Source organism: Methyloversatilis sp. MC4-4 (assembly GCF_049843555.1).
Lineage (GTDB): Bacteria > Pseudomonadota > Gammaproteobacteria > Burkholderiales > Rhodocyclaceae > Methyloversatilis > Methyloversatilis discipulorum_B.
Map to the genome: position 1 here is coordinate 389,208 of NZ_JBBHZK010000003.1, position 21,283 is coordinate 410,490.

Annotated in this window: 16 protein-coding genes; 3 read left to right on the top strand and 13 right to left on the bottom strand. The window is 66.1% G+C overall.

The genetic code is table 11. The features are described 5' to 3' along the window. Positions 1 to 2: 2 nt before the first annotated feature. From WDZ97_RS14810 to WDZ97_RS14830, 5 genes are all read right to left on the bottom strand, one after another. The gene (locus WDZ97_RS14810; protein WP_425763256.1) at positions 3 to 1,481 is read right to left on the bottom strand and encodes a sensor histidine kinase N-terminal domain-containing protein; all 1,479 of its coding nucleotides are present in this window, start codon (positions 1,479 to 1,481) and stop codon (positions 3 to 5) included. Further along, the gene (locus WDZ97_RS14815) at positions 1,468 to 2,142 is read right to left on the bottom strand and encodes a response regulator (RefSeq protein WP_020165912.1); all 675 of its coding nucleotides are present in this window, start codon (positions 2,140 to 2,142) and stop codon (positions 1,468 to 1,470) included. Before WDZ97_RS14815 ends, WDZ97_RS14810 begins: the two co-directional genes overlap by 14 nt. Before the next feature lie 390 nt (positions 2,143 to 2,532). After that, positions 2,533 to 4,179: a chaperonin GroEL gene (groL, locus tag WDZ97_RS14820; RefSeq protein ID WP_024300804.1), complete on the bottom strand. Its 1,647-nt coding sequence runs from the start codon at positions 4,177 to 4,179 to the stop codon at positions 2,533 to 2,535. Between the two features lie 44 nt (positions 4,180 to 4,223). Then, positions 4,224 to 4,514, bottom strand: coding sequence for a co-chaperone GroES (gene groES, locus WDZ97_RS14825; protein WP_304004262.1), 291 nt, complete (start codon positions 4,512 to 4,514; stop codon positions 4,224 to 4,226). Between the two features lie 166 nt (positions 4,515 to 4,680). Then, complete coding sequence (locus tag WDZ97_RS14830; RefSeq protein ID WP_304004260.1) at positions 4,681 to 6,369, bottom strand: sensor domain-containing diguanylate cyclase; 1,689 nt, start codon at positions 6,367 to 6,369, stop codon at positions 4,681 to 4,683. A 164-nt stretch (positions 6,370 to 6,533) separates the two neighbouring features. Between WDZ97_RS14830 and tal the strand changes: the two genes are divergently transcribed. Continuing rightward, positions 6,534 to 7,475: a transaldolase gene (gene tal / locus WDZ97_RS14835; RefSeq protein ID WP_425763257.1), complete on the top strand. Its 942-nt coding sequence runs from the start codon at positions 6,534 to 6,536 to the stop codon at positions 7,473 to 7,475. Beyond that, entirely contained in the window at positions 7,475 to 7,699 is a 225-nt protein-coding gene (locus WDZ97_RS14840; protein WP_341423127.1) for a DUF1289 domain-containing protein, read from the top strand. The genes tal and WDZ97_RS14840 overlap by 1 nt, the downstream gene beginning before the upstream one ends. Before the next feature lie 7 nt (positions 7,700 to 7,706). Here WDZ97_RS14840 and WDZ97_RS14845 read toward each other — a convergent pair whose 3' ends face one another. Next, a complete protein-coding gene (locus WDZ97_RS14845; protein WP_425763392.1) occupies positions 7,707 to 8,633 on the bottom strand; it encodes a catechol 2,3-dioxygenase in 927 nt (308 codons plus the stop codon). A 218-nt stretch (positions 8,634 to 8,851) separates the two neighbouring features. Between WDZ97_RS14845 and WDZ97_RS14850 the strand changes: the two genes are divergently transcribed. Beyond that, positions 8,852 to 10,573, top strand: coding sequence for a sigma 54-interacting transcriptional regulator (locus tag WDZ97_RS14850; protein WP_425763258.1), 1,722 nt, complete (start codon positions 8,852 to 8,854; stop codon positions 10,571 to 10,573). A gap of 205 nt (positions 10,574 to 10,778) precedes the next feature. On the opposite strand, the gene WDZ97_RS14855 is transcribed toward WDZ97_RS14850, so the two are convergent. The 7 genes from WDZ97_RS14855 to WDZ97_RS14885 all read right to left on the bottom strand — a co-directional run bounded on the left by WDZ97_RS14855 (position 10,779) and on the right by WDZ97_RS14885 (position 21,230). Beyond that, positions 10,779 to 11,753, bottom strand: a complete 975-nt coding sequence (locus tag WDZ97_RS14855) for a VTT domain-containing protein (protein WP_425763259.1) — start codon at positions 11,751 to 11,753, stop codon at positions 10,779 to 10,781. 124 nt (positions 11,754 to 11,877) lie between these two features. After that, the gene (locus WDZ97_RS14860) at positions 11,878 to 12,960 is read right to left on the bottom strand and encodes a Rieske 2Fe-2S domain-containing protein (RefSeq protein ID WP_425763260.1); all 1,083 of its coding nucleotides are present in this window, start codon (positions 12,958 to 12,960) and stop codon (positions 11,878 to 11,880) included. Between the two features lie 73 nt (positions 12,961 to 13,033). Continuing rightward, positions 13,034 to 13,996: a PDR/VanB family oxidoreductase gene (locus WDZ97_RS14865; RefSeq protein ID WP_425763261.1), complete on the bottom strand. Its 963-nt coding sequence runs from the start codon at positions 13,994 to 13,996 to the stop codon at positions 13,034 to 13,036. A 406-nt stretch (positions 13,997 to 14,402) separates the two neighbouring features. Beyond that, the gene (locus tag WDZ97_RS14870; protein ID WP_425763262.1) at positions 14,403 to 15,704 is read right to left on the bottom strand and encodes a DUF1329 domain-containing protein; all 1,302 of its coding nucleotides are present in this window, start codon (positions 15,702 to 15,704) and stop codon (positions 14,403 to 14,405) included. Positions 15,705 to 15,757: 53 nt separating this feature from the next. Beyond that, complete coding sequence (locus tag WDZ97_RS14875) at positions 15,758 to 17,737, bottom strand: DUF1302 family protein (protein WP_425763263.1); 1,980 nt, start codon at positions 17,735 to 17,737, stop codon at positions 15,758 to 15,760. Positions 17,738 to 17,832: 95 nt separating this feature from the next. Next, positions 17,833 to 20,253 carry an efflux RND transporter permease subunit gene (locus tag WDZ97_RS14880; protein ID WP_425763264.1) on the bottom strand — a complete coding sequence of 807 codons (2,421 nt, stop codon included), beginning with the start codon at positions 20,251 to 20,253 and terminating at the stop codon, positions 17,833 to 17,835. Continuing rightward, positions 20,250 to 21,230 carry a WD40/YVTN/BNR-like repeat-containing protein gene (locus WDZ97_RS14885; RefSeq protein WP_304004250.1) on the bottom strand — a complete coding sequence of 327 codons (981 nt, stop codon included), beginning with the start codon at positions 21,228 to 21,230 and terminating at the stop codon, positions 20,250 to 20,252. The genes WDZ97_RS14880 and WDZ97_RS14885 overlap by 4 nt, the downstream gene beginning before the upstream one ends. Positions 21,231 to 21,283: the final 53 nt, after the last annotated feature.

The following is a 21,283-nucleotide window of genomic DNA, read 5'->3' on the forward strand; positions in this document are numbered from 1 at the left end:
CCTCAGACCGGCCACGGCAGCGCCGCGACGTCCTTCGGCACCTGTTCCACCACACGCGGAAACGACACGCGCACGATCAGTCCGCCATTGCCGGGCGCATCGAGCAGGTCGACCTCGGCGCGGTGCAGCTCCGCAATCTCGCGCACGATGGGCAGGCCAAGCCCGGAGCCTTCGACCTGGGTGCCGAGCACACGATAGAAGCGCTCGAACACGCGCTGCCTGTCCTCGACCGGAATGCCCGGCCCGGTGTCCTCGATTTCCAGGATGGCACGGATGTCCGCCTTCAGTCTCACCGTGACGATCCCGCCGTAGGACGTGTACTTGATCGCGTTGTCGATCAGGTTCTTGAACATTTCGCCGAGCAGTACCGGATTGGCATCGACATGCAGCGCGACATGCGCCCGCTCGAAGCCGAGGTCGATATGACGCCTGCGCGCCGCCGGCACCCAGTCTGCAATCAGCGATTCGAACAGCGCGTTCAGCTCCACCCGCTCGATCGCATGCACCTTCTCCGTGCTCGCTTCGGCGCGCGCCAGTGCGAGGAGCTGATTGATCAGGTGCCCCGCGCCGGTGGCGCTGACCAGTATCTGTTCCATGCAGGCGCGGATCTGTGCAGGGTCGTTCTCGAGCAGCGCCAGCTCGGCCTGACTCTTCAGGCCGGTCAGCGGGGTGCGCATCTGGTGCGCGGCGTCGGCGATGAAGCGCTGCTGTGCGGCGAGATTCACCTCCAGCCGCAGCATCATGTCGTTCAGCGCATTGATCAGCGGGCGCAGTTCTTCCGGTACGCGACGCACGTCGATCGGTGACAGGTCGGTCGGCCGCCGCTTCTCGATCACCGCCTGCAGTCGCTTCAACGGCCACAACCCGCGGCCCAGACCGAAATAGACCAGCACGACGGCGATCGGAATGATGACGAACTGCGGCAGCAGCACGCCGGACAGGATGCGCGAGGTCAGTGCCTCGCGCTTGTTCAGCGTCTCAGCCACCTGCACCGTCACGTAGGAACCGGGAATGGTGGTAACCGGCTGGAACATGTAGGCGATCCGCACGTCCTCGTTGTTCACGCGGCCGCCACGGAAATAGAGCTCGCCCGGCTTCCAAGGCTTCTCGTCCGGCACGTCCGGCACTTCGCTGTCACCGGCCAGCAGTTCGCCGGCACCGCCGAGCACCTGGTAGTAGATGATGTCCTCGCCGTCGATGTGGAACAGATCCCGCATCTGCGGCGGCTTGACGAAGATGGCACCGACCGGCGTGAAGCGCACCTGCCGGCTCAACTCGTAGACGCTGTCGCCGAGCACCTTGTCATAGGGTGCGTGTGCGATGTCGTCTGCCACGTTGTGAATGATGGCGATGCTGATCGGCCACACGAACATCAGCGGTGCGAGCATCCAGTCGAGGATTTCGCCGAACAGCGAGTTGTACTCGCCCGTTCTTTCGCCGGATTTGCTGCGACGGTTCTTCAGCTTCTCACGCGACGGCATCCGGTCTTTCCAGGCAGTAGCCCAGGCCGCGCAACGTCACGATGCGCAGGCCGCTGTGCTCGATCTTCTTGCGCAGCCTGTGCACATAGACCTCGATGGCGTTGTTGCTCACTTCCTCGCCCCAGCCGCACAGATGGTCGACCAGCTGTTCCTTGTTGACCAGCCGGCCGGCGCGCAGCAGCAGCACCTCCAGCAACGCGGTCTCGCGCGCCGACAGCTCGATCGCCTGACCATTGACGCTGGCCACGTGATCCGTTTGATCGTAGGCGAGGCTGCCGATCTCGATGCGGGTGGGCATGCCGGTGCCGCGCCGCGTCAGCGCACGCACGCGCGCCTCGAGCTCGGGCAGTGCGAAAGGTTTGCACATGTAATCGTCGGCGCCGGCATCGAGCCCGCGCACGCGGTCGTCGATGCCGTCCTGTGCAGTCAGGATCAGTACTGGTGTCGTACATTTGCGCGCGCGCATGCGCTTGATCACCTCGATACCGGACAGCTTGGGCAGGCCGATGTCGATGATGGCCAGATCGAAACCCTGTCCATGCAGCGCTGCATCGGCCTCACCACCGGTGGCCACGCTGTCCACCGCGTAACCGGCGCGCCGCAGCGCCCGGACCACGGCATCAGAAATGACCGGATCGTCCTCGGCAAGCAGGATATGCATAGCAAATCAGCCTTGCGGCCGCCTCCTCCATGAACGTCTTCTGCGTTCGCACTCGGGTTCGGGGTTTGAATAACCCCACCGGGCACCAGTGTAAGGGAGATGTAAGCGCTCAAGAATAGTCTGCGCAGCGCTGTTCTTCTTTTGGTCCTCGGGGGCAAACCGGTCAGTCCGGCACGCCCCGGGGAGCACCCTTCCCCTGCACGGGGTGCTCCCCACCCATTTTTCGGGCGTCCGTCCGAATCGCTCCCCTCGAACTCGATCGCTCTCGTTACGCCTTCGCACATCCGTCGCAACTGCAGCCCGTGGACGAAAAAAAGCCCGCACCGAAGTGCGGGCTTTCCGTGGTCTGACAGACCGGGCCCGATCGCCTCACGGCGGCCGGAGCGGACATTACATGTCCATGCCCATGCCGCCCATGCCACCCATGCCGCCCGGCATGCCGCCGGCAGCCGGCTTGTCTTCGGCCAGCTCGGCCACCATGCAGTCGGTGGTGAGCATCAGCGAAGCAACCGAAGCGGCGTTCTGCAGTGCGGTGCGGGTGACCTTGGTCGGGTCCAGCACGCCCATTTCGACCATGTCGCCGTACTCGCCCGAGGCGGCGTTGTAGCCGAAGTTGCCCTTGCCTTCCTTCACCTTGGCCACGACCACGCTCGGCTCGTCGCCAGCGTTGGCGACGATCTGGCGCAGCGGCTCTTCGGCAGCGCGCATGATCAGCTTGATGCCGGCGTCCTGGTCGGCGTTGTCGCCGCGCAGGTCACCGAGGTTCTGCAGCGCGCGCACCAGGGCGACGCCGCCGCCGGCCACGATGCCTTCTTCAACGGCAGCGCGGGTAGCGTGCAGCGCGTCTTCGACGCGTGCCTTCTTTTCCTTCATCTCGACTTCGGTCGCGGCACCGACCTTGATCAGCGCAACACCGCCGGCCAGCTTGGCCTTGCGTTCCTGCAGCTTTTCACGGTCGTAGTCCGACGTTGCGGCATCGATCTGGGTGTTGATGTTGGCAACGCGTGCGGTGATCGCGTCTTCGGTGCCGGCGCCGTCGATGATGGTCGTTTCTTCCTTGCCCACTTCGATGCGCTTGGCCTGGCCGAGGTCCTGCAGCGTGGCCTTTTCCAGCGACAGGCCGACTTCTTCGGCGATCACGGTGCCGCCGGTCAGGATGGCGATGTCTTCCAGCATGGCCTTGCGACGGTCGCCAAAGCCCGGGGCCTTGACGGCAACGGTCTTCAGGATGCCGCGGATGTTGTTCACCACCAGGGTGGCCAGCGCTTCGCCTTCGATGTCTTCGGCGATGATCAGCAGCGGACGACCGGCCTTGGCCACCTGTTCCAGCACCGGCAGCAGATCACGGATGTTGCTGATCTTCTTGTCGTGCAGCAGCACGAAGGGGCTGTCCAGAACGGCGATCTGGCGATCCGGGTTGTTGATGAAGTACGGCGACAGGTAGCCGCGGTCGAACTGCATGCCCTCGACCACTTCCAGCTCGTCGTTCAGCGACTTGCCGTCTTCGACGGTGATGACGCCTTCCTTGCCGACCTTATCCATCGCTTCGGCGATGCGTGCGCCGACCGAGGTGTCCGAGTTGGCGGAGATCGAGCCGACCTGGGCGATTTCCTTGCTGGTCGAGCAGGGCTTCGAAATCTTCTTCAGCTCGCCGATGATGCCGGTCACGGCCTTGTCGATGCCGCGCTTCAGGTCCATCGGGTTCATGCCGGCAGCCACGTACTTCATGCCTTCGCGCACGATGGCCTGGGCCAGCACGGTGGCGGTGGTGGTGCCGTCACCGGCGACGTCCGAGGTCTTGGAAGCGACTTCCTTGACCATCTGGGCGCCCATGTTCTCGAACTTGTCCTTCAGTTCGATTTCCTTGGCGACCGACACGCCGTCCTTGGTCACGGTCGGGGCGCCGAAGGAGCGCTCCAGCACCACGTTGCGGCCCTTCGGGCCCAGGGTCACCTTGACTGCATTGGCCAGCACATTGACGCCAGCAACCATGCGTTCGCGGGCGGAATCACCAAAACGTACCTCTTTTGCGGGCATATCTAACTCCTTGAGTATTCAGAAATTCAGAGCAAAGGAGGCGATCAGGCCTCGACCACGCCCATGATGTCTTCTTCACGCATGACGAGGAATTCCTCGCCATCGACCTTGACCGACTGACCGGAATACTTGCCGAACAGTACGCGGTCGCCGGCCTTGACGGCCATCGGGCGAACCTTGCCGTCGTCCAGGATCTTGCCGGCGCCGACGGCGATGATTTCGCCCTGATCCGGCTTTTCAGCGGCTGCGTCGGGAATCACGATGCCCGAAGCGGTCTTGCGCTCTTCTTCCAGACGCTTGACCAGCACGCGGTCGTGCAACGGACGGATTTTCATGCAATGACTCCTTGAGATTGAAGGCGCGAACCCAGTCGCGACGTTTGACGATATTCGGGGCGATGCGACACAGCGCACCGCTGTGTTAGCACTCACTGCCAACGAGTGCTAATAGTAGTGGCGGGATGTTTCGATTTCAAGAGCGCGCGAACAATGACCGGCCGGATCAGCCGTCGGCCGTCTGCGCCTGTTCGCTGACCAGGCGGTTGCGGCCGGCGCGCTTCGCCTCGTAAAGCATGGCGTCGGCGAGGCGGACGGCGGCGTCCTCGTCCTCGTGATCGGGCTGCGCCATCGCAAGGCCTATGCTCATCGTGACGACGCCGACCGCCGCGGTGGGCGACATCTCGACCGCCCGCCTGACCTTCTCGCCGACGCGACATGCGTCGTCCAGAGACGTGGCGGGCAGCAGCAGCAGAAACTCCTCGCCGCCGAAACGGGCGACGAAATCGCTCTCCCGCAGCGCCGCCTTGAGCACCACCGCGACGTGGCGCAGCACCGCGTCGCCAGCCGGATGGCCATGACCGTCGTTGATGCGCTTGAAGTGATCGATATCGGCCACCAGCACCGCATAGCCCTTGCGCGACCGCCGCATGCGGACGAATTCGTCGCGCAGGCGTTCGTTCGCCGCCAGCCGGTTGGGCAGACCGGTGAGCGCATCGCGCCGCGCCTGATCGCGCAGTTCGTCGTTGAGGCGCGCCAGTTCGGCAGTGCGCTCAATCACCTTGTGTTCGAGGTCGCGGTTGCTCGCCTCCAGCGCCTCGCGCCGCTGTATCAGGGTTGCCGCCATGCCGCGCAACGCGTCGACCAGATGACGCAGTTCGACCGATCCGGCCCCCACTTCGAGCGTGACACCCTCGTCGCCCTTCTCGATCCGGCGCGCCAGCGTCGCCAGCCGCTCCAGCGGCTGGCTCAGTCGCGACGCCACCACCCACGACAGCAGCAGCAGGATGGCCACCGCGAGCAGCGCAAACCCCAGCACCACCTTGCGCAGCGCCACCACGTCTTCCATCACCCGATCGAGCGGCTGGCGGATGACGACCTGCCAGCCCAGCGGACTGGTCTGGATGATCTCGCGCACCGGCGCCATCGAGGTTACGTAGGCGGTGGTGCCCGACCAGTTGTCGATGAAGAAGCCCGGCTGCGTCGGGCGACCGCTCGGTTGCGGCACGACGAGTCGACTGTCCTCCGGATAGATCACGTCGCCCTGTCCGTTGACGATGAGAATGTCCATGCCCACGCGCTCGGCGTTGCTCGGCCGCAGCACCCGCAGTACGGAGCCTGCCCAGTCCCAATGCACATGGGCGGCCAGTACGCCGCGCACCTGACCATCCTCACCGGACACCGGCACCGCGATGTCGATGAAGCGCATCGGGCCGGCTCCCTTCTTCGGCAGCAGCTTGGCCAGCAACAGGGCCTCGTGCAGATCGCCGACGAAAACCCCGTCGAGCCCGCCGGCAAACCACGGCCTCTGCGCCACGTTCTGCCCGAGCAGCAGATCGTGCGTGGCCGCCTGCACCACGCCGTCGAGATCGGCAACGCCTATCCACGAATACTGCGGATAGGAGTTCTGCAGCCGCTCCAGGCTGCCGCGAAAGGCGCTGTCGTCCAGCGGTTCGCGACGGAACAGTCGGGTGTCGGACAGCAGTTCGATCTCGCGGCGGCGCTCGTTCAGGCTTTCGGCCAGCACCGCGGACATCGCGGTCGCCAGTTCGTGTATCGCGTGGCCGCGCTCGTTCAGCAACTGCTCCGCATAGACGTGGTTGATGTACAGATAGGCCGGTAGACCCACGATCAGCGCCAGGCCGCCACACAGCAGCGCAAGGCGGTTACGGAAACTGCCGGGCATCAACGTCATCGGACTCGCTGTCTCGTACGTGCGTGAACCGGAACGATACGCCAAGCGGCATGCGTACCCCAAGCGGCACGCTTAGCCAAATGCACGCGGCGACGGCCGACTCGCAATACACTCCGGGCACACGTGAACATCGCACCGGACCAGGACCCCGACGGAGCCCCCCCATGACCACCCATCTCGAATCGCTGAAACAGCATTCCATCGTCGTCGCCGACACCGGCGACGTCGAATCCATCGCCCGCCTGAAGCCGCAGGACGCCACCACCAACCCTTCGCTGTTGCTGAAGTCAGCGCAGGACGCGCGCTACCGACCGCTGCTCGATGCGGCGCTGGCACAGGCGAAGGCGGCCGGTGAAGACCTGCACGGCGCGATCGACCGGCTGTTCGTCGCCTTCGGCTGCGAAATCCTGAAGCACGTGCCCGGCCGGGTGTCGACCGAGGTCGATCCGCGCCTCAGCTTCGACACGGAAGCCAGCATCGCCAAGGCGCGCCACCTGATCGCGCTGTACGAGGCGGCCGGCATTTCGCGCAGCCGCGTGCTGATCAAGCTCGCCAGCACCTGGGAAGGCATACGCGCGGCGGAAAAGCTGGAGCGCGACGGCATCCACTGCAACCTCACGCTGCTGTTCGGCATGGCCCAGGCCATCGCCTGCGCCGACGCCGGCGTCACGCTGATCTCACCCTTCGTCGGCCGCATCTACGACTGGTACTGCGCGCAGCAGAAAGTGGCCGACATTCCGCTGGAGCAGGATCCGGGCGTCGCTTCGGTCACCCGCATATATAACTACTACAAGCAGCACGGCTACCACACAGAGGTGATGGGCGCGAGCTTCCGCAAGGTGGGTCAGGTCGAGGCGCTGGCAGGCTGCGACCTGCTCACCATCGCACCCGACCTGCTGGACCAGATGGCCGCCCTGCCCGGCGAACTGGAGCGCCGGCTCGATCCGACGCGCACGACGCCGGCCGAGCGCGTCGTGCTCGACGAGAGGGCCTACCGCTGGCTGCACAACGAGGACGCGATGGCGGTCGAGAAGCTGTCGGACGGCATCCGCCGCTTCGACGTCGACGCGCGCAAGCTCGACGCCTTCGTCGCCGGCCTGATGTGATGAGCGAACTGCCGCCGGCCGACGAGCCCGATACCCCCTGCGTCGCCATCTGCAGCACGCTGTTCGATGAAGTGTGCCGCGGCTGCGGCCGCACCGTCATGGAAGTGGCGAACTGGGTATTCATGACGGCGGAAGAGAAGCGCGCGGTATGGACGCGGATACGCGCCGAGGGCTATCCCCGGCGCGACATCCAGGGCCTGACCGACCGGCCTGAGCGGCGATAGCGACCGCTCATGTGTGCACGTTCAGGAAGGCCTCGTTCAGCTTGCGGTCGTGATAGAAGATCGCGCGCCCGAGGTCTTCCACTTTCCACGTAATGACGGGCTTGTCCGGGTAATGGATGTAGCCGCCGGCGAACACCTCGTTGCGATTGCCCGACGGGTCGAAGAAGTAGATCGTCGCGCCGCGCGTGATACCGTGCCGCGTCGGACCGATGTCCAGTGACACGTCGTTCTTCGAGATCAGGTCGGCCGCACGCAGCACGTCGTTCCACGTATCCAGGATGAAGGAGCAGTGGTGGAAGCGCCCCTTCTCCGGATTGCGGATGAAGGCGATGTCGTGCGGCTTGGTCGAGCAGGTCAGGAACACGCCCACCATCAGGTCGCCCGCCATCACCTGTTCGGCGATCCTGAAGCCCAGCACCTCGGAGAACAGCTTCACCACGCCATCCACATCGTCGCCGTACAGCAGGCAGTGGTCGAAGCGCGTCGGCTGCATGCCGATCAGGCCATCGGGCCACGGGTCCGGATTCACGTCAGGCAGGCCGTTGCCCACCTTGTCCTTGGCTGCGAACAGCTCGATCGCATGGCCGGTCGGCACCGTGAAGCGGAAGCGGCGGTCGGTGTGCAGATGCTCACCGGCGTCGATCCAGCGCATGTCCGTCGCCAGACGGCTGCCTTCCACCTCCGCCGCCAGACTGTCCAGCGTCGCTTCGCTGTCGACGCGGAAGCCCATGTAGTCCATGCCGGGCGCGTCGGCCTGCCGCAGCACCACGCTGTGGTGATCGTGTTCGTCCCAGGCCTTGAAGTACACGCGGCCCTGGACGTCGCGCCCGGTTTCGATCAGGCCCAGCACTTCTCCGTAGTGTCTTACCGCCGCATCCAGGTCGGTCACGCGTAGCGCGACATGACCCGGGCGCAGCACGCCGGTCATCGGCATATCTCCATCCTCCATCCGTTTGTCGTGGCCCGGCTCGTGACCGGGCCCCCATCCAGTGCAATCGCCGTACCAGACGGCCGATCAATCGCAAGCCACTGTTCCTTCGAAGATTCATAAAAAATCTCGACATTTTTCAGCCGTGCTTTCATGATTTGGTGAAACCGGACGGGCGGCCGATGCCGCATTTCCGGCAGCTGCCCTCCCGAACGGATTCCGTCATGCCACGCACACCACACGGCCCGCTGACCGCCATCACCGACGCCATCGACGACCGCACGCTGGCGAAGAACGTCCATTTCGCGCCGGACAGCGGCCACATCCTGCTGTTTGGCCAGCGCATGCTGCTGATGCACGGCGCATCGGTGGCCACACTGCGCCACGAACTGGTCGAGCGGCTGGGACTGGATCGCACCCGCGAACTGTTCACCCGCATCGGTTACCAGCAGGGCGTGGACGACGCGCGCTGCCTGCGCGAAGCCGAGGGCGGCGATCTGACTCGCACGCTGGCGCTGGGCCCGCGGCTGCGCGAGATCGAAGGCTTCGTCCGCAACCAGGCGGTCGAACGCATGCAGTTCAACACCGACAGCGGTGAGTTCTGGGGCGACTACTACTGGCAGGCCTCGTGGGAGGCGGAAGCGCATCTGAAGCACTTCGGCATCAGCGGCTCCCCCGCCTGCTGGATGATGACCGGCTACGCCAGCGGCTTCACGACGACGATGATGGGGCGCCCGATCCTGTGGCGCGAACTGGAGTGCGTCGCCATGGGGCACGCGCGCTGTCGGGTGATCGGCCGGCCACTGGAGGAGTGCGAGGACAGCGCCGACGACCTGAGCTTCCTGCGCATCGAGGACTTCGTGTCGGCGCCACGCGGACGCCACGCCCCGGTCGACACCGCCGCGACGGCGAGCCTGCCCGATCTGGTCGGTGCCTCGGCCGGCTTCAACGCCGTCGCTCATCTGATACGCCGCGTCGCGCCGACCGACGCCACCGTGCTGCTGCTGGGCGAAAGCGGCGTCGGCAAGGAACGCTTCTCGAAAACCCTGCACGCCATCGGCCCGCGCGCGAAAGGGCCTTTCATCGGCGTGAACTGCGCCGCCATACCGGCCGAACTGGTGGAGGCCGAACTGTTCGGCGTCGAGCGCGGCGCCTTCACTGGCGCCCACGCGTCACGGCCGGGCAAGTTCGAGCGCGCACACGGCGGCACCCTTTTCCTCGACGAAATCAGCAGCCTGCCGATGCCGGCCCAGGGCAAGCTGCTGCGCGCGCTGCAGGAAGGCGAGGTCGAGCGCGTTGGCGACACCCGCGTGCGGCCGGTGGACGTGCGCATCGTCGCCGCCGCCAACCGCGACCTGCGCGCCGAGGTCGCGGCCGGGCGCTTCCGCGAGGACCTGTTCTTCCGCCTCAACGTGTTCCCGATCGAGATTCCGCCACTGCGCGAACGGCGCGAGGACATTCCGCTGATGCTCAACGTGTTCGTCGAACGCTATGCGAAGCGCTTCGGCAAGCACATCGCCGGCCTCACGCAGCGCGCGGCCGAAGCGCTGTGGGCCTACGACTGGCCGGGCAATGTGCGCGAGCTGGAGAACATCGTCGAGCGCGCCGTCATCCTCGCAGACGACGGCGGCAACCTCGACGTACAGCATCTGTTCTCGGGCGGCGAGCGGCTGACCCAACCGATGTTCAACCTGTCGGCTGGCGGCCGGCTCACGCGCGCCGCCGAGACCACGACGCCACCGTCCGACGCGCCGTCAGACGGTGTGGATGCGCACATTGCGTCGCTGGTCGACGCCGGTCTGCGTTTCGACGAACTGGAACAGCGCCTGCTCGACCACGCGATGACGCGCACCGGCGGCAACCTGTCCGCCGCCGCGCGCCTGCTCGGGTTGAGGCGGGGGCAGTTCGAATACCGCGCGAAGAAGCGGGAGGCAGGAGCTGGCTGATGCCGCGCCGATGGTCGAGCAGGCTCGGCTCGTGTGGGAGCCACCTCTGGTCGCGATGCAGCATCAACGGGCCGCCGGCTTCGCTTCAGGCCGCCATCGCGAGCAAGCTCGCTCCCACAAAAGCCTGGCCGCGGCGGCTGATCCTGCACATTTCCGTGGGAGCGGCCTTGGCCGCGACAGGGCTGTCGCGAACCGCGGCTTCGTTTCAAGGGCTGCTGTCGCCAGCAAGCACGTTGCCGTCAGACAGTGACGACGCGCCCACCCCCTCCACTCGATACCCCGCCGCCTGCCAGCCCTCGATGCCGCCGCGCAGCGGGCGGGCGTGCCGCAGCCCCGCCGCGTGCAGCTTCAGCGCCGCACGCACCGCCGAAACGTCGTTCGGGCAGGCGCAGTAGGTCACCAGCACGCCGTCCTTCGGCAGCCGGTGCGCGTGCGCGTCGATCTGTTCCAGCGTGATGCTCAGCGCCCCCGGAATGCGCACCGGCTCGGCGTCGACGATGAGGCCCGAGCGCACGTCGACGACGGTGACCGCTTCGCCGCGGTCCAGCATGGCCAGCAGTTCCTCCGGGGCCAGCCGCTCGGACTGCAGCTGGCGCAGCGCCCGACGACGCTCCAGCCAGCGCCAGCCGATATAGAGCGCCAGCAGCACGCCGACCAGCGCCGCCGCATAGACGCCCAGTTCGGCCAGCGCGTCGAGCACCGCCTCGATCTGCGTCGCGAACAGCAGGCCGATCGTCAGCGCGGCGCCGGCCCACAGCACCGCACCCAGCGTGTTGAACAGCATGAAGGCGGACGGCCGCATCCCCAGCGCGCCAGCCAGCGGCGGCGCAATCGTCGACAGCCCGGGCACGAACTTGGCGATCACCAGCGTGGCGATGCCGTAGCGGGTGAAGGTGGATTCGCTCTGCCGCACGCAGGTATCGGGCGACAGCGAAATGCGGCATAGCAGGCGCAGCACGCGGTGCCCCTGCAGCCGGCCGGCAAGGTACCAGGCGACATCGCCGAGCGAAGACGCGGCCACCGCTACCAGCAATGCGAACACGCCGTACAGGGGCTCGTCGACCACCCGCGCGCCGGCCAGCATCACCAGCGGCATCGCCGGTATCGGCAGGCCCAGCTGTTCCGCCAGCACCACCAGAAAAATCAGCCACAGCCCATACTGGGCCAGCAATTCGGTCACGCTCTTCTCCGCAATGAATTTCGGCCGCCACGATGACACGGAATCGTGACGACCGAAAAGTCGTTCCGGGCAGATGAGGGCGAACGGCGCCAATTTCCAGCCGTGACCGCGTGATACCCCCGCTTCAGCCGACTGCGCGCAGTGCGCCGTTGCGCTCGGCGTCGATCAGCTTCTTCAGCAGCTTGCGCACGCGCACCGCGGCGATGTCGTTGCTCATCAGCACCGGGTTCAGCGAGAAGAAATCGGTGGTGCCCATTTCATCCTGCGTCGCCTGGATGACCGGGCCGTCCTCGTTCTCGAAGGCGGCGTGCATGGCGCGTATCTTCATCGCGTTGTACTCGGCATTGTCGACGTCGTGATTGCGCCGGGTGGCGAAGTAGTAATGCGTGCGGGTCGCCGATTCGGGCGTGCAGGTATGCAGGTCGTACTGACCGGTGCAGTGCTCGAGGTCGAGCGGGCCCACGCCCTGAAGGGCGCCGACCGACAGCTGGATGTTGGCCGGCGGCGTCCAGGTGATGTCGAAGAAGTGGCGGGCGGGCGCGGCCGGATCCGGCAGGAAGTTCGCGAAGATGAGCATGGCCGGCTGCTGCGACCATTCCCAGCGTGCATTCACGCTGTCCGCGCCCTCCTTCACCGCGGGCACCAGCGGTGACAGTTGGCCGCGGGTGCTGATGATTTCGCTGTGCACATGATCGATGTGGCTCAGGTCCATCACGTTGTCGATGATGAGCTCGTAGTTCACGTCCATGCGCATATAGGTATGCGCCAGCGCGTTCGGATGACCGTCATCGAGCGGCCCGAAGTCCGGTAGCCGGGCCGGGTCGGCCAGTGCGGCCTCGCCCATCCAGATCCACACGAAGCCGTACTTCTCCAGCAGCGGAAAGCTGCGCACCTTCGCCGCCTTCGGGATCAGGCCGTTGCCGTGCGGGTTGTGCGTGCAGGCGCCGCTGCAGTCGAAGCGCAGCGCGTGGTAGGCGCACACCACGTCGTCTCCGATGCGCTTGCCCAGGTGCAGCGGCGCGAAGCGGTGCGGGCAGCGGTCGTGCAGCGCGACCGGCGAGCCATCCGCCTTGCGGTAGATGAGCACCGAGGTGTCGAGTATCCGGCGGTGGAACATGCCGTCGGCCGGCACCTCGCTCGACAGCGCGGCGACGTACCAGCAGTCCGTCAGGAACTCGACCTTCTTTTCCAGTGCTTTCGTTTCCATTCCGTTGTCTCCTCCGTCTTGTCGTGATGCGCCCGGCGGACACCGGGCGCCTGGATGCGCCTGCGGCCGCCGATCAGAGATCGAGCACCAGCACGGCGGATTTCGAGCGCGAACAGCAGGGCGTGAAGCAGTCGTTCGCCGCCCGCTCGGCGTCGCTGAAATACATGTCGCGGTGATCCGGTTCGCCGGCCAGCACCCGCGTCACGCAGGTGCCGCAGATGCCCTGTTCGCAGGACAGCGGCACCTCGACGTCGTGCGCGGCCAGTGCCGCCGCCACCGTCTGCCCGACGGCCACCGGCACGACGCGACCGCTGCGCGCGAGCTGCACGGCAAAGACCTGGTCGCCGCTGCGCGCGCCGTCGGTCGCGGCGAAGGATTCGGCGTGGATGTTCGCGTCGGCCCAGCCGGCCGCACGGGCGCTGCCGATCACGTGGTCCATGAAGCCCTTCGGCCCGCACACATAGAGATGGGTGTCAGCCGAGGGCGCGGCCAGCACGGCCGCGGCATCGAGCTTCTGCCGCGCGTCGCCGTCGTCGAAATGCAGGCGCACGCGGTCGGCCCAGGGCGCGTCGCGCAGCCGGTCGAGGAAAGCGGCGCGCGCCGGCGAGCGAGCGCAGTAGTGCAAGGTGAAGTCGGAGCGGCCATGCGCCAGCTGCTGCGCCATCGCCAGCATGGGCGTGATGCCGATGCCACCTGCGAACAGCAGCGACCGGCGCGCCGGCACCAGCGCGAACAGGTTGCGCGGCGCGCCGATGCGGATGCGCAGGCCGGCGCGCAGATCGTCGTGCGCGCTGCGCGAGCCGCCGCGGCCGCTCGCCTCGCGCAGCACCCCGAGCTCGTACTGCCGTGACTGCGCCGGATCGCCGAGCAGTGAGTACTGGCGTACCAGACCGTTCGGCAGTTCGACGTCAATGTGGGCACCGGCCGCGAAGGCCGGCAGCGGCGTGCCGGCCGGCGATTCGAGCACGATGTGGACGATGTCGTCGGCGACCCGCGCGTGGCGGGTGACGACGACCGGGATGTTCGGCGCGCTCATGTGCGGACGCCTTCGGCATGGGCGCGCGACCAAAGCGCGGCGCAGGGACTGTGCTGCATTCTTCCTCCGGATGTTCTTGTCGTGCGCGGCCGTCAGGCCACGCCGACTCCGGTTTTGCAACGAGCGTGCCAAGCTCATCCAGCAGCGCAAGCCATTGATTCGATGTCGATTACAAATATCAGCGCGGCATTCACCGCGCACGCCGGACTGCACTTCCGGATTTGTGAAATCCGCATTTCCGCATATGGAGAAGTGCCGCGGCACCACGACAGACGCACCCGACAGCGGCGAAAAAAAGCCCCGCCGCGGGGGGTACCGGGGCGGGGCGCTTCCCGACGAGCGGGAACGAGGAGTACTGCTCACATCATCGTTGGCGTCACGCGGACAGGCGTGACGGGGGCGGGCTTCAGTTGCCGCCGCGCATGTTCTGCACCTGGAACAGGTTGGCCGGGCTCAGCTTGGGATCGACCTTGCCCTTGAACTGGCCGGTCGTGCAGTGCTTGGCCTGCACGTCCACCATCGAGAAGGAATCGTCAAGCGCAACACCGGTGCCCTTGTTGATCGGCAGGTGGAAGTCAGGGTGCGCCTTGCCGATGGTCCAGCTCTTCCACAGTTCGCCCTTGCGGTCATACACCAGCGTGCGCGACGCGCCATAGACCTGCGCGTCGAAATGCATGATGCGCTTGCCGACCGGGTGGTTGCTGTTGACCGGCACCGCCTCGACGACGTGTACCTTGCGCAACTGCCAGGTGATGTCCGGGAAGCACTCGCCCTGACCGGTGAAGCTCACGTACTTGTAGCCGTCCTCGTCCTTGAATTCGTCCGACAGCTTCATGTCGTTGTGCTTGTAGTAGGGCATCAGCAGGTTCTTCGTACCGACGAACTTCCACTGCATGTCGGACACGCGGCTCTCATATCCTTCGAAGTCCTCGATCATCAGGTCGGAGCCGAGGAAGGAGTCGGTCACCTGGCCTGCCGCCAGGCGGCGCACGCGACGCTGGAAGCCGAGGTAGAGGTAGGCGTCGTCGAACTTGGTGTCGTCTTCGTACTTCTGTATCAGCAGCTGGGTGTTCTTCAGATCCTGCGGTTCCAGCACCTGAGCGTAGATGGCGCGGTAGAGATTGGCCGCGTTAGGCGATACCTCGGGCGTCGGCGCGTGGTCGGTGCGGTGCTTGAAGTTCAGGAAGAAGAAGTTGAACTTCAGCGTCCGTTCGAGCTGACCGGTCGTCATGTTGCGGTACTTCCAGTAGAACGGATGGATGGCGGCGTTGTCGCCCCAGTTCGCACCGTACTTGAAGTTCCACGCCACCTTCTCGCCAGCACGCGGATCCGACGTGCTCGGCTCCTCCGGGAAGGGCCGGCCACCGGCAAAGCCTTCGATCTCGCCCGTCTTGGCCCCCAGCTTGGTCTTGTTCAGGTTCTTCCGGGTCGCCTCGACGTAGCCCTTCGGGTTCGGGAAGCTCAGCGTTTCGCCGACCTTGATCTGATACCAGCCGTTCTTGACCACCATGTACATGCCGGCGTCCAGCGCGTCCTTGAACTGGTCGACGTTGTCCTTGTTGATGGTCATGCCGGCACTGAGACCGGGGAAGGTCGGGAAGCCCTTCTTGTACGGCTCGAAGGCGGTTTCGACATCGGCTTCGCTGGCGGCGAGGGCCTGGGTGCACAGTCCGGCTGCGAGCAGGCCGGCGGCGATCAGTTTGTTCATTGCGTGCGTCTCCTGTGAAGCCGGGGCGCACGCCCCGGCACTGCGGTGAAAGGTCAGAACTTGTAGCGGAGGGTTGCGTAGATCTCGTCTTCGGCCCAGGCGGCGCCGATCGGACCGGCGCGGAAGCGGCCCAGCGGCTCCAGGCCACCCAGACCGCGCGAGAAGGCCTGCGCCGGATTGCCCGGGTAGTTCGGGCCGGCGGTGAAAGGCGGCCACGGATTGCAGCCGCGGCAGTCATCGAACTTGTAGCGGTCGTTGTCGCTGCCCAGCTTCACGTTGGCGCCGACGGCGAACTTCAGGTTGTCGGTGAGCAGCCACTCGACCTGCGGCGCAGCCACCGTCGCCTGCGCGCGGAAGTCATGCGCGAAGATGATCTGCGGGCTCAGGCGGTCGTTCTTCAGGAAGGCCTTGATCAGCAGCGTGCCGATCACGTTGTCCTCCCAGTCCGGCATGCCCACCTTGCCCAGCGCGCCGTTGCGCTCGACGTGGTCGAAAATGTGCTGGTAGAACAGCTGACCGGAAATGAGCGTGGTGCGGCGCGGATTGATGAAGGGGATGAAGGTCGGCCGGTCGATGCCGATGACGGCGCGGAACACGTCGTTCGACGAATACAGCTCCGGCTTGGCGGTGTTCGCGAACTCCTCGCCGTTGGTGTATGCCGCTTCGATGCGCACCGCCGCGTTCGCCGCTTCCCACTCGAAGTCCATCGAGCCGCCGATCAGGTTCACGCGCGGGAAGTACATGTCGAACGAGATCAGGTAGGGCCAGTACTCGCGGAACTCGGCGTTGAAGGCGTTCGTCGATCGCTTGGCACCGCGCAGGCTGGGCAGCTGCGAGCGATAGGTGAGCGCGTTCAGCGAGAAGGACAGACCGCCCTGGGTCACGCCCTCGTACTTGACGCCGAGCTGGGTGTTCTTCAGCTTCCAGCCGGGCAGATTGATCTCGTTCAGACCGATCTGGCCCGGACCGAAGTCGGTGGCGAGGAAGGTGTCGGGCGCGACGTTGGCGAAGTTGGCCACCGTACCGCCGTTGTCCCACAGGTTCTTCATGCCGCGGAAGAAGCAGCCGGCGTCGAGTATGGTGTTGGCCGTGCCGCACTGACCGAGGTTGTTCGGCCGGAACTTGTCGAAATTCCACACCACCTGCAGGTTGCGCTCCTGCATCGACTCGCTGCCGCCCATGCGGTACTCGGCCTGCACCATCCACATCGGAATGCGGATGTCTTCCAGCTCGTCGTAGATGTTGTTGCGCGAGTAATCGACCGGGTTGATCACGTCGAGCACGCGGAACAGGTCGGTGCGGCCCCACACCACCTGCTGCTTGCCCACCTTCAGGAAGATGGAGCGCTGGTCGTCGAGCGCGAAGGTCTTCTTGACGTAGGCCTCGCGCAGGAAGTCGAGCCGCGAGTTGAACTCCGGCGATTCCAGCTCCGAGCGCTTCTTGTCGCCATAGCCGCCGAAGTCGGCACACCCGCGATTGTCGTAGTCGCAGGGTCGCACCGGCACGCCGAAGGCAACGCCGCCCTCGACGTCGTGCCAGCGGTCGCCGAGCACGCGCAGACCGTCGTTCGGGTTGGCCACGGTGCTGAAACCGAACACATTCCCCGGCGGGCCCGACGCGTTATTGATCGGGCCGCCGCCGTGCGGACTGGCAATCGTGCCGCCGGGCGTGGTCGAATCGAGCGTGATGGCGCCGCCCGCCTCCTTGCCGTACTGGTCGTCGTTGATGCGATAGACGCCGTCCCAGGTGCCGCGCAGCACGCCGTGCAATTCCCAGCCGTTGCCCAGATCCTTGTCGGCCTCGACCTGCACCGTGTTGCGGAACTTCGACAGCCCCACCGTGCGGTCGGTGTTGTCCTTGCCGCGGAAGCGGGTGTCGTTCTCGTAATAGACATCCACCTTCCACTTGCTGTTGCTGCTGCCCAGGTCGGGCAGGTTGTCCTGCGCCATCGCGTTCAGTGCGGCGAGTGCGCACAGTGCCCCTCCCAGCCCGACACGGGCTGCGAGGTGGCTCCTCTTCTTGTATGTATCCACCTTGTCCTCCTCCTGTTTTTCCTGCTATCGCACTGCTGACTCTCTCTGTTGTGGCCGGGCAGACGGACACCCGCCCGGCGGATTGAAGCTGTCGGTCAGGCCGCCGCGCGGGCGACCTCGCGCGGCGCGTCATCCTCTTCCAGCACGCCGTCCTCGTCGTAGTGGGTGGCGACCACGAAGTGCGGGCGGAACACCACGCACCAGGCCGGCACGATCAGCATCGCGGCCAGCGCATTGACGACCAGCATGAAGGACAGCAGGACAGCGGCATCCGACTGGAAGCGCAGGTCGGACATGAAGATCCACATGACGACACCGGCGATCAGCGTCGCGGCGGTGAAGGACACGGCGTAGCCGGTGGTGGCGACCGCATTGACGACGGCGCGGTGGATGTTGCGGGTGACCGCCATTTCCTCGCGGATGCGGTCCATGAAGTACACCGCGTAGTCGATGCCGACGCCGACGCCGACCGCGATCACCGGCACCGTGTTCACACTGATGCCGATGTCGGCCCAGCCCATGTAGGCATAGGTCATGACGGTGGCGAACAGCATGGGCAGCACCATCAGCCAGCCGGCGTGCAGCGACTGGTAGTAGGCCATCACCAGGAAGAAGGCCAGCAGCATCACCGCAGGAATGATGATCATGTGGTCGGTGTGCAGCGCCTGGTTGGCCGCTGCAGTGACGCCGATGATGCCGCCGCCCAGTTCGATCTTCAGGCCCGGCACCTCGGCCTCGATGCGCGCCTTGCCCTCTTCGGCAAGCGCAACCACCCGGTTGATCGTCTCCGCCTGGTGGTCCTTGTAGAAGAACACCATGTTGGCTTCGTTCTCGTCCGGGTTGATGTACTCCTTCAGCGCACCGGGAATCGGACTGGACGCCATGTAGGCGAACATCAGACCGCCCACCTCGTCGGCGTTGTCCGGTATCTGCGCCCAGCGCGGATCGTCGTTGTGGGTGAGCTGGTTCACCACGCGCACCACGCCCGGCAGCGCACGCGCGCCGCCCAGCGTCGGGTCGGACAGCATGTGGGCCTGGAAGCGCTCGATCGCGTGCATCACCTCGGGCCGCTTGATGCCGCCCTTCTCTTCGGTGCGGGCGACGATGTGCAGCTCTTCCGAGCCCGGGAACAGCGTGTTGATGGCCGCCGTCGACACGTTGTAGTCGTGGTCGCGGTTCAGCAGCGGGCTGCCCGGCTCGGACTCACCGAGCTGCACCTTGGCCACGTACCAGCTGCCGACGACGACGCAGGCCAGCGACGCGAACAGGATGGCGCGCGCGCCGCCGTCGGTACCGCCGGTACGCGCCATCGCGTTGCCGAGGAAGTTGCGCACGCCCTCGTTGGCGTTCTCCATCGTCTTCGGCTGCGGCAGCACGGTCAGCGCCAGCGGCACCATGAAGTGCACCGTGAAGATGACCGAGAAGCCCCAGAAGCCGGCGGCCAGACCGAGCTTGTAGTTGAACGGCGCGGCACCCAGCACCAGCACGGCAATGCCCACCGCGTCGACGATGATGGCCAGCGAACCTGGGCGGAACAGCGCATCGAGCGCGTTGCGCGCCGCCTGCCGGCCGTTCTTCACGATGGCCAGCTCCTCGTAGTAGCGCACCACCAGCTGCACGCCGTGCGAGGTGGCGCGGGCGGCGATCAGGAAGGGGATGGGCAGCGACAGCGGTTCGAGGTTGATGCCGGCCAGCGCCATGAAACCGAGGCCCCAGATCGACGACAGCGCGATGCCCAGCAGCGGCAGCGCGATGCCGTACAGGCGGCGGAAGTAGACGATGAGCAGCGTCGCCAGCAGGGCCAGCGTCCACGCCAGGATCTGCACGATCTGGTCGAGGTAGGTATAGACCCAGCCGGTCAGCACCGGATTGCCGGTCACGTGCACCTTGTGCCCGTCGCGCGCCAGCGTGTCGCGCACCTTCTGCAGCGCGGCGAAGGTTTCGACGTAGTCGAGTTCGCTCTCGTTGAGCTGCGCCTTGATCAGCGCCGCCTTGAAGTCCGGCGACACCATCAGGCCGAACAGGTTGGGATTGGCGATCACGTCGCGCTGCATCTGCGCGAGTTCGTCGGCCGAGTAGGTCTTTGCCGGGTCGTAGTAGGGCTGCGACACGAAGCTGCCCTCGGGGCTGAGGAACACCTTGCGCGCGGTGCGGTGGGTCAGCGAGGACACCAGGTTGTGGTTCACGCTGGGCAGGTTGTCCACGCCCTGCGTCGCCTCATGCACCAGTTTCAGCGTGTCGTTGTTGAAGATCGTGCCCTGCTCGACCTCGATCGCCATCACGATCATGTTGGCGCCGCCGAAGTTCTCCTTGATGCGGTTGTAGGTCTGGATGTAGCTGTGCTCCTGCGGCAGCAGGTCGGAGAAATCGGAATAGATGCGCAACTTGGGCAGCGCGGCGGCGAAGGCCAGCGTGACCAGGAAGATCAGGCTCAGCACGATCTTCGGATTGGCGAAGATCCACTCTTCGGCCTTGTGCAGCGTGTGGGTGATGGACTTGCGGATCGGGGCGATCATTTCGCGGCTCCGGGTTTGGATGAGCCACCGTCGGCGACGGCACGCAGCAGGCCGCCAGGCCCGCCGATCAGAAGGGTGTTGTGCGCAAGGACGGACGCGCCCGCTGCGAGCGGTACCGGGCGCGCGTCCGGGTAGGCGACAGCCACCCATTCCTCGCCCTGCAGGCGCACCACGGCGCCACCGGCGCCGACCGCGTGCGGCGCGCCGGCGTGCATGAAGATGCGATACAGCGGTGCGCCGGCCCGATTCAGCTGCGGCGTCCAGGTCAGACCGCCGTCGGTGGTGTGCACGACCTGCCCGGCCAACCCGCTGACCCAGCCTTCGCTGGCCGACACGAACAGCGCGGCGTAGGGGTAGAACTCCTCGGGCAGCGCGCCGCGCTTGGCCCAGGTCGCGCCGCCGTCGGTGGTGACCACGACGGTGCCGAATTCGCCGGTGGCAAAGCCGTTCAGCTCATCGACCATCTGCACCGTGGTGATCTGCAGGTCCTCCTGCAGGTCGGTCTTGACCCAGCTCTTGCCCTGGTCGTCGCTGCGCACGATGAGCGCACCGGTACCGGCGACCCACCAGCGTCCCTGGCGGTCGCAGTGCACGGCCAGCGCGGTGTGCGGCGCCTCCAGCGGCTGCGCGCTCCAGGCGGACAGCTGGGCGTCGGCCGTCCACACCTTCCGGTAGAAGTCGATGGCGATGAAGCGGCCGTCCGGGCACACGTCCATGCCGGTGATCGACGACGGGCCGGCGATGGGCTGCCGATGCCAACTGCGGCCGCCGTCTGAAGACACCAGCACCGCACCGCTGCGGGTGCCGGCTGCGACCTTCTCGCCGTGCGCGGCGAGGGCCTGGATGGCGTCGTAACGCTGTACTGGCTTCTGCGCCTCGGCACGCGCGGCCGACAGGTCGGGTGCCTGGGTGCAGCCCGTGGCGACCGCGGCAAGCGCAGCGCAGACGGCCAGCGCCCTGAATCCGTGATGGTTCATGTATTTCTCCTCCTTGCCCGGCTCTGCGGCCGGGTCGTCGATGGGCTCAGTCG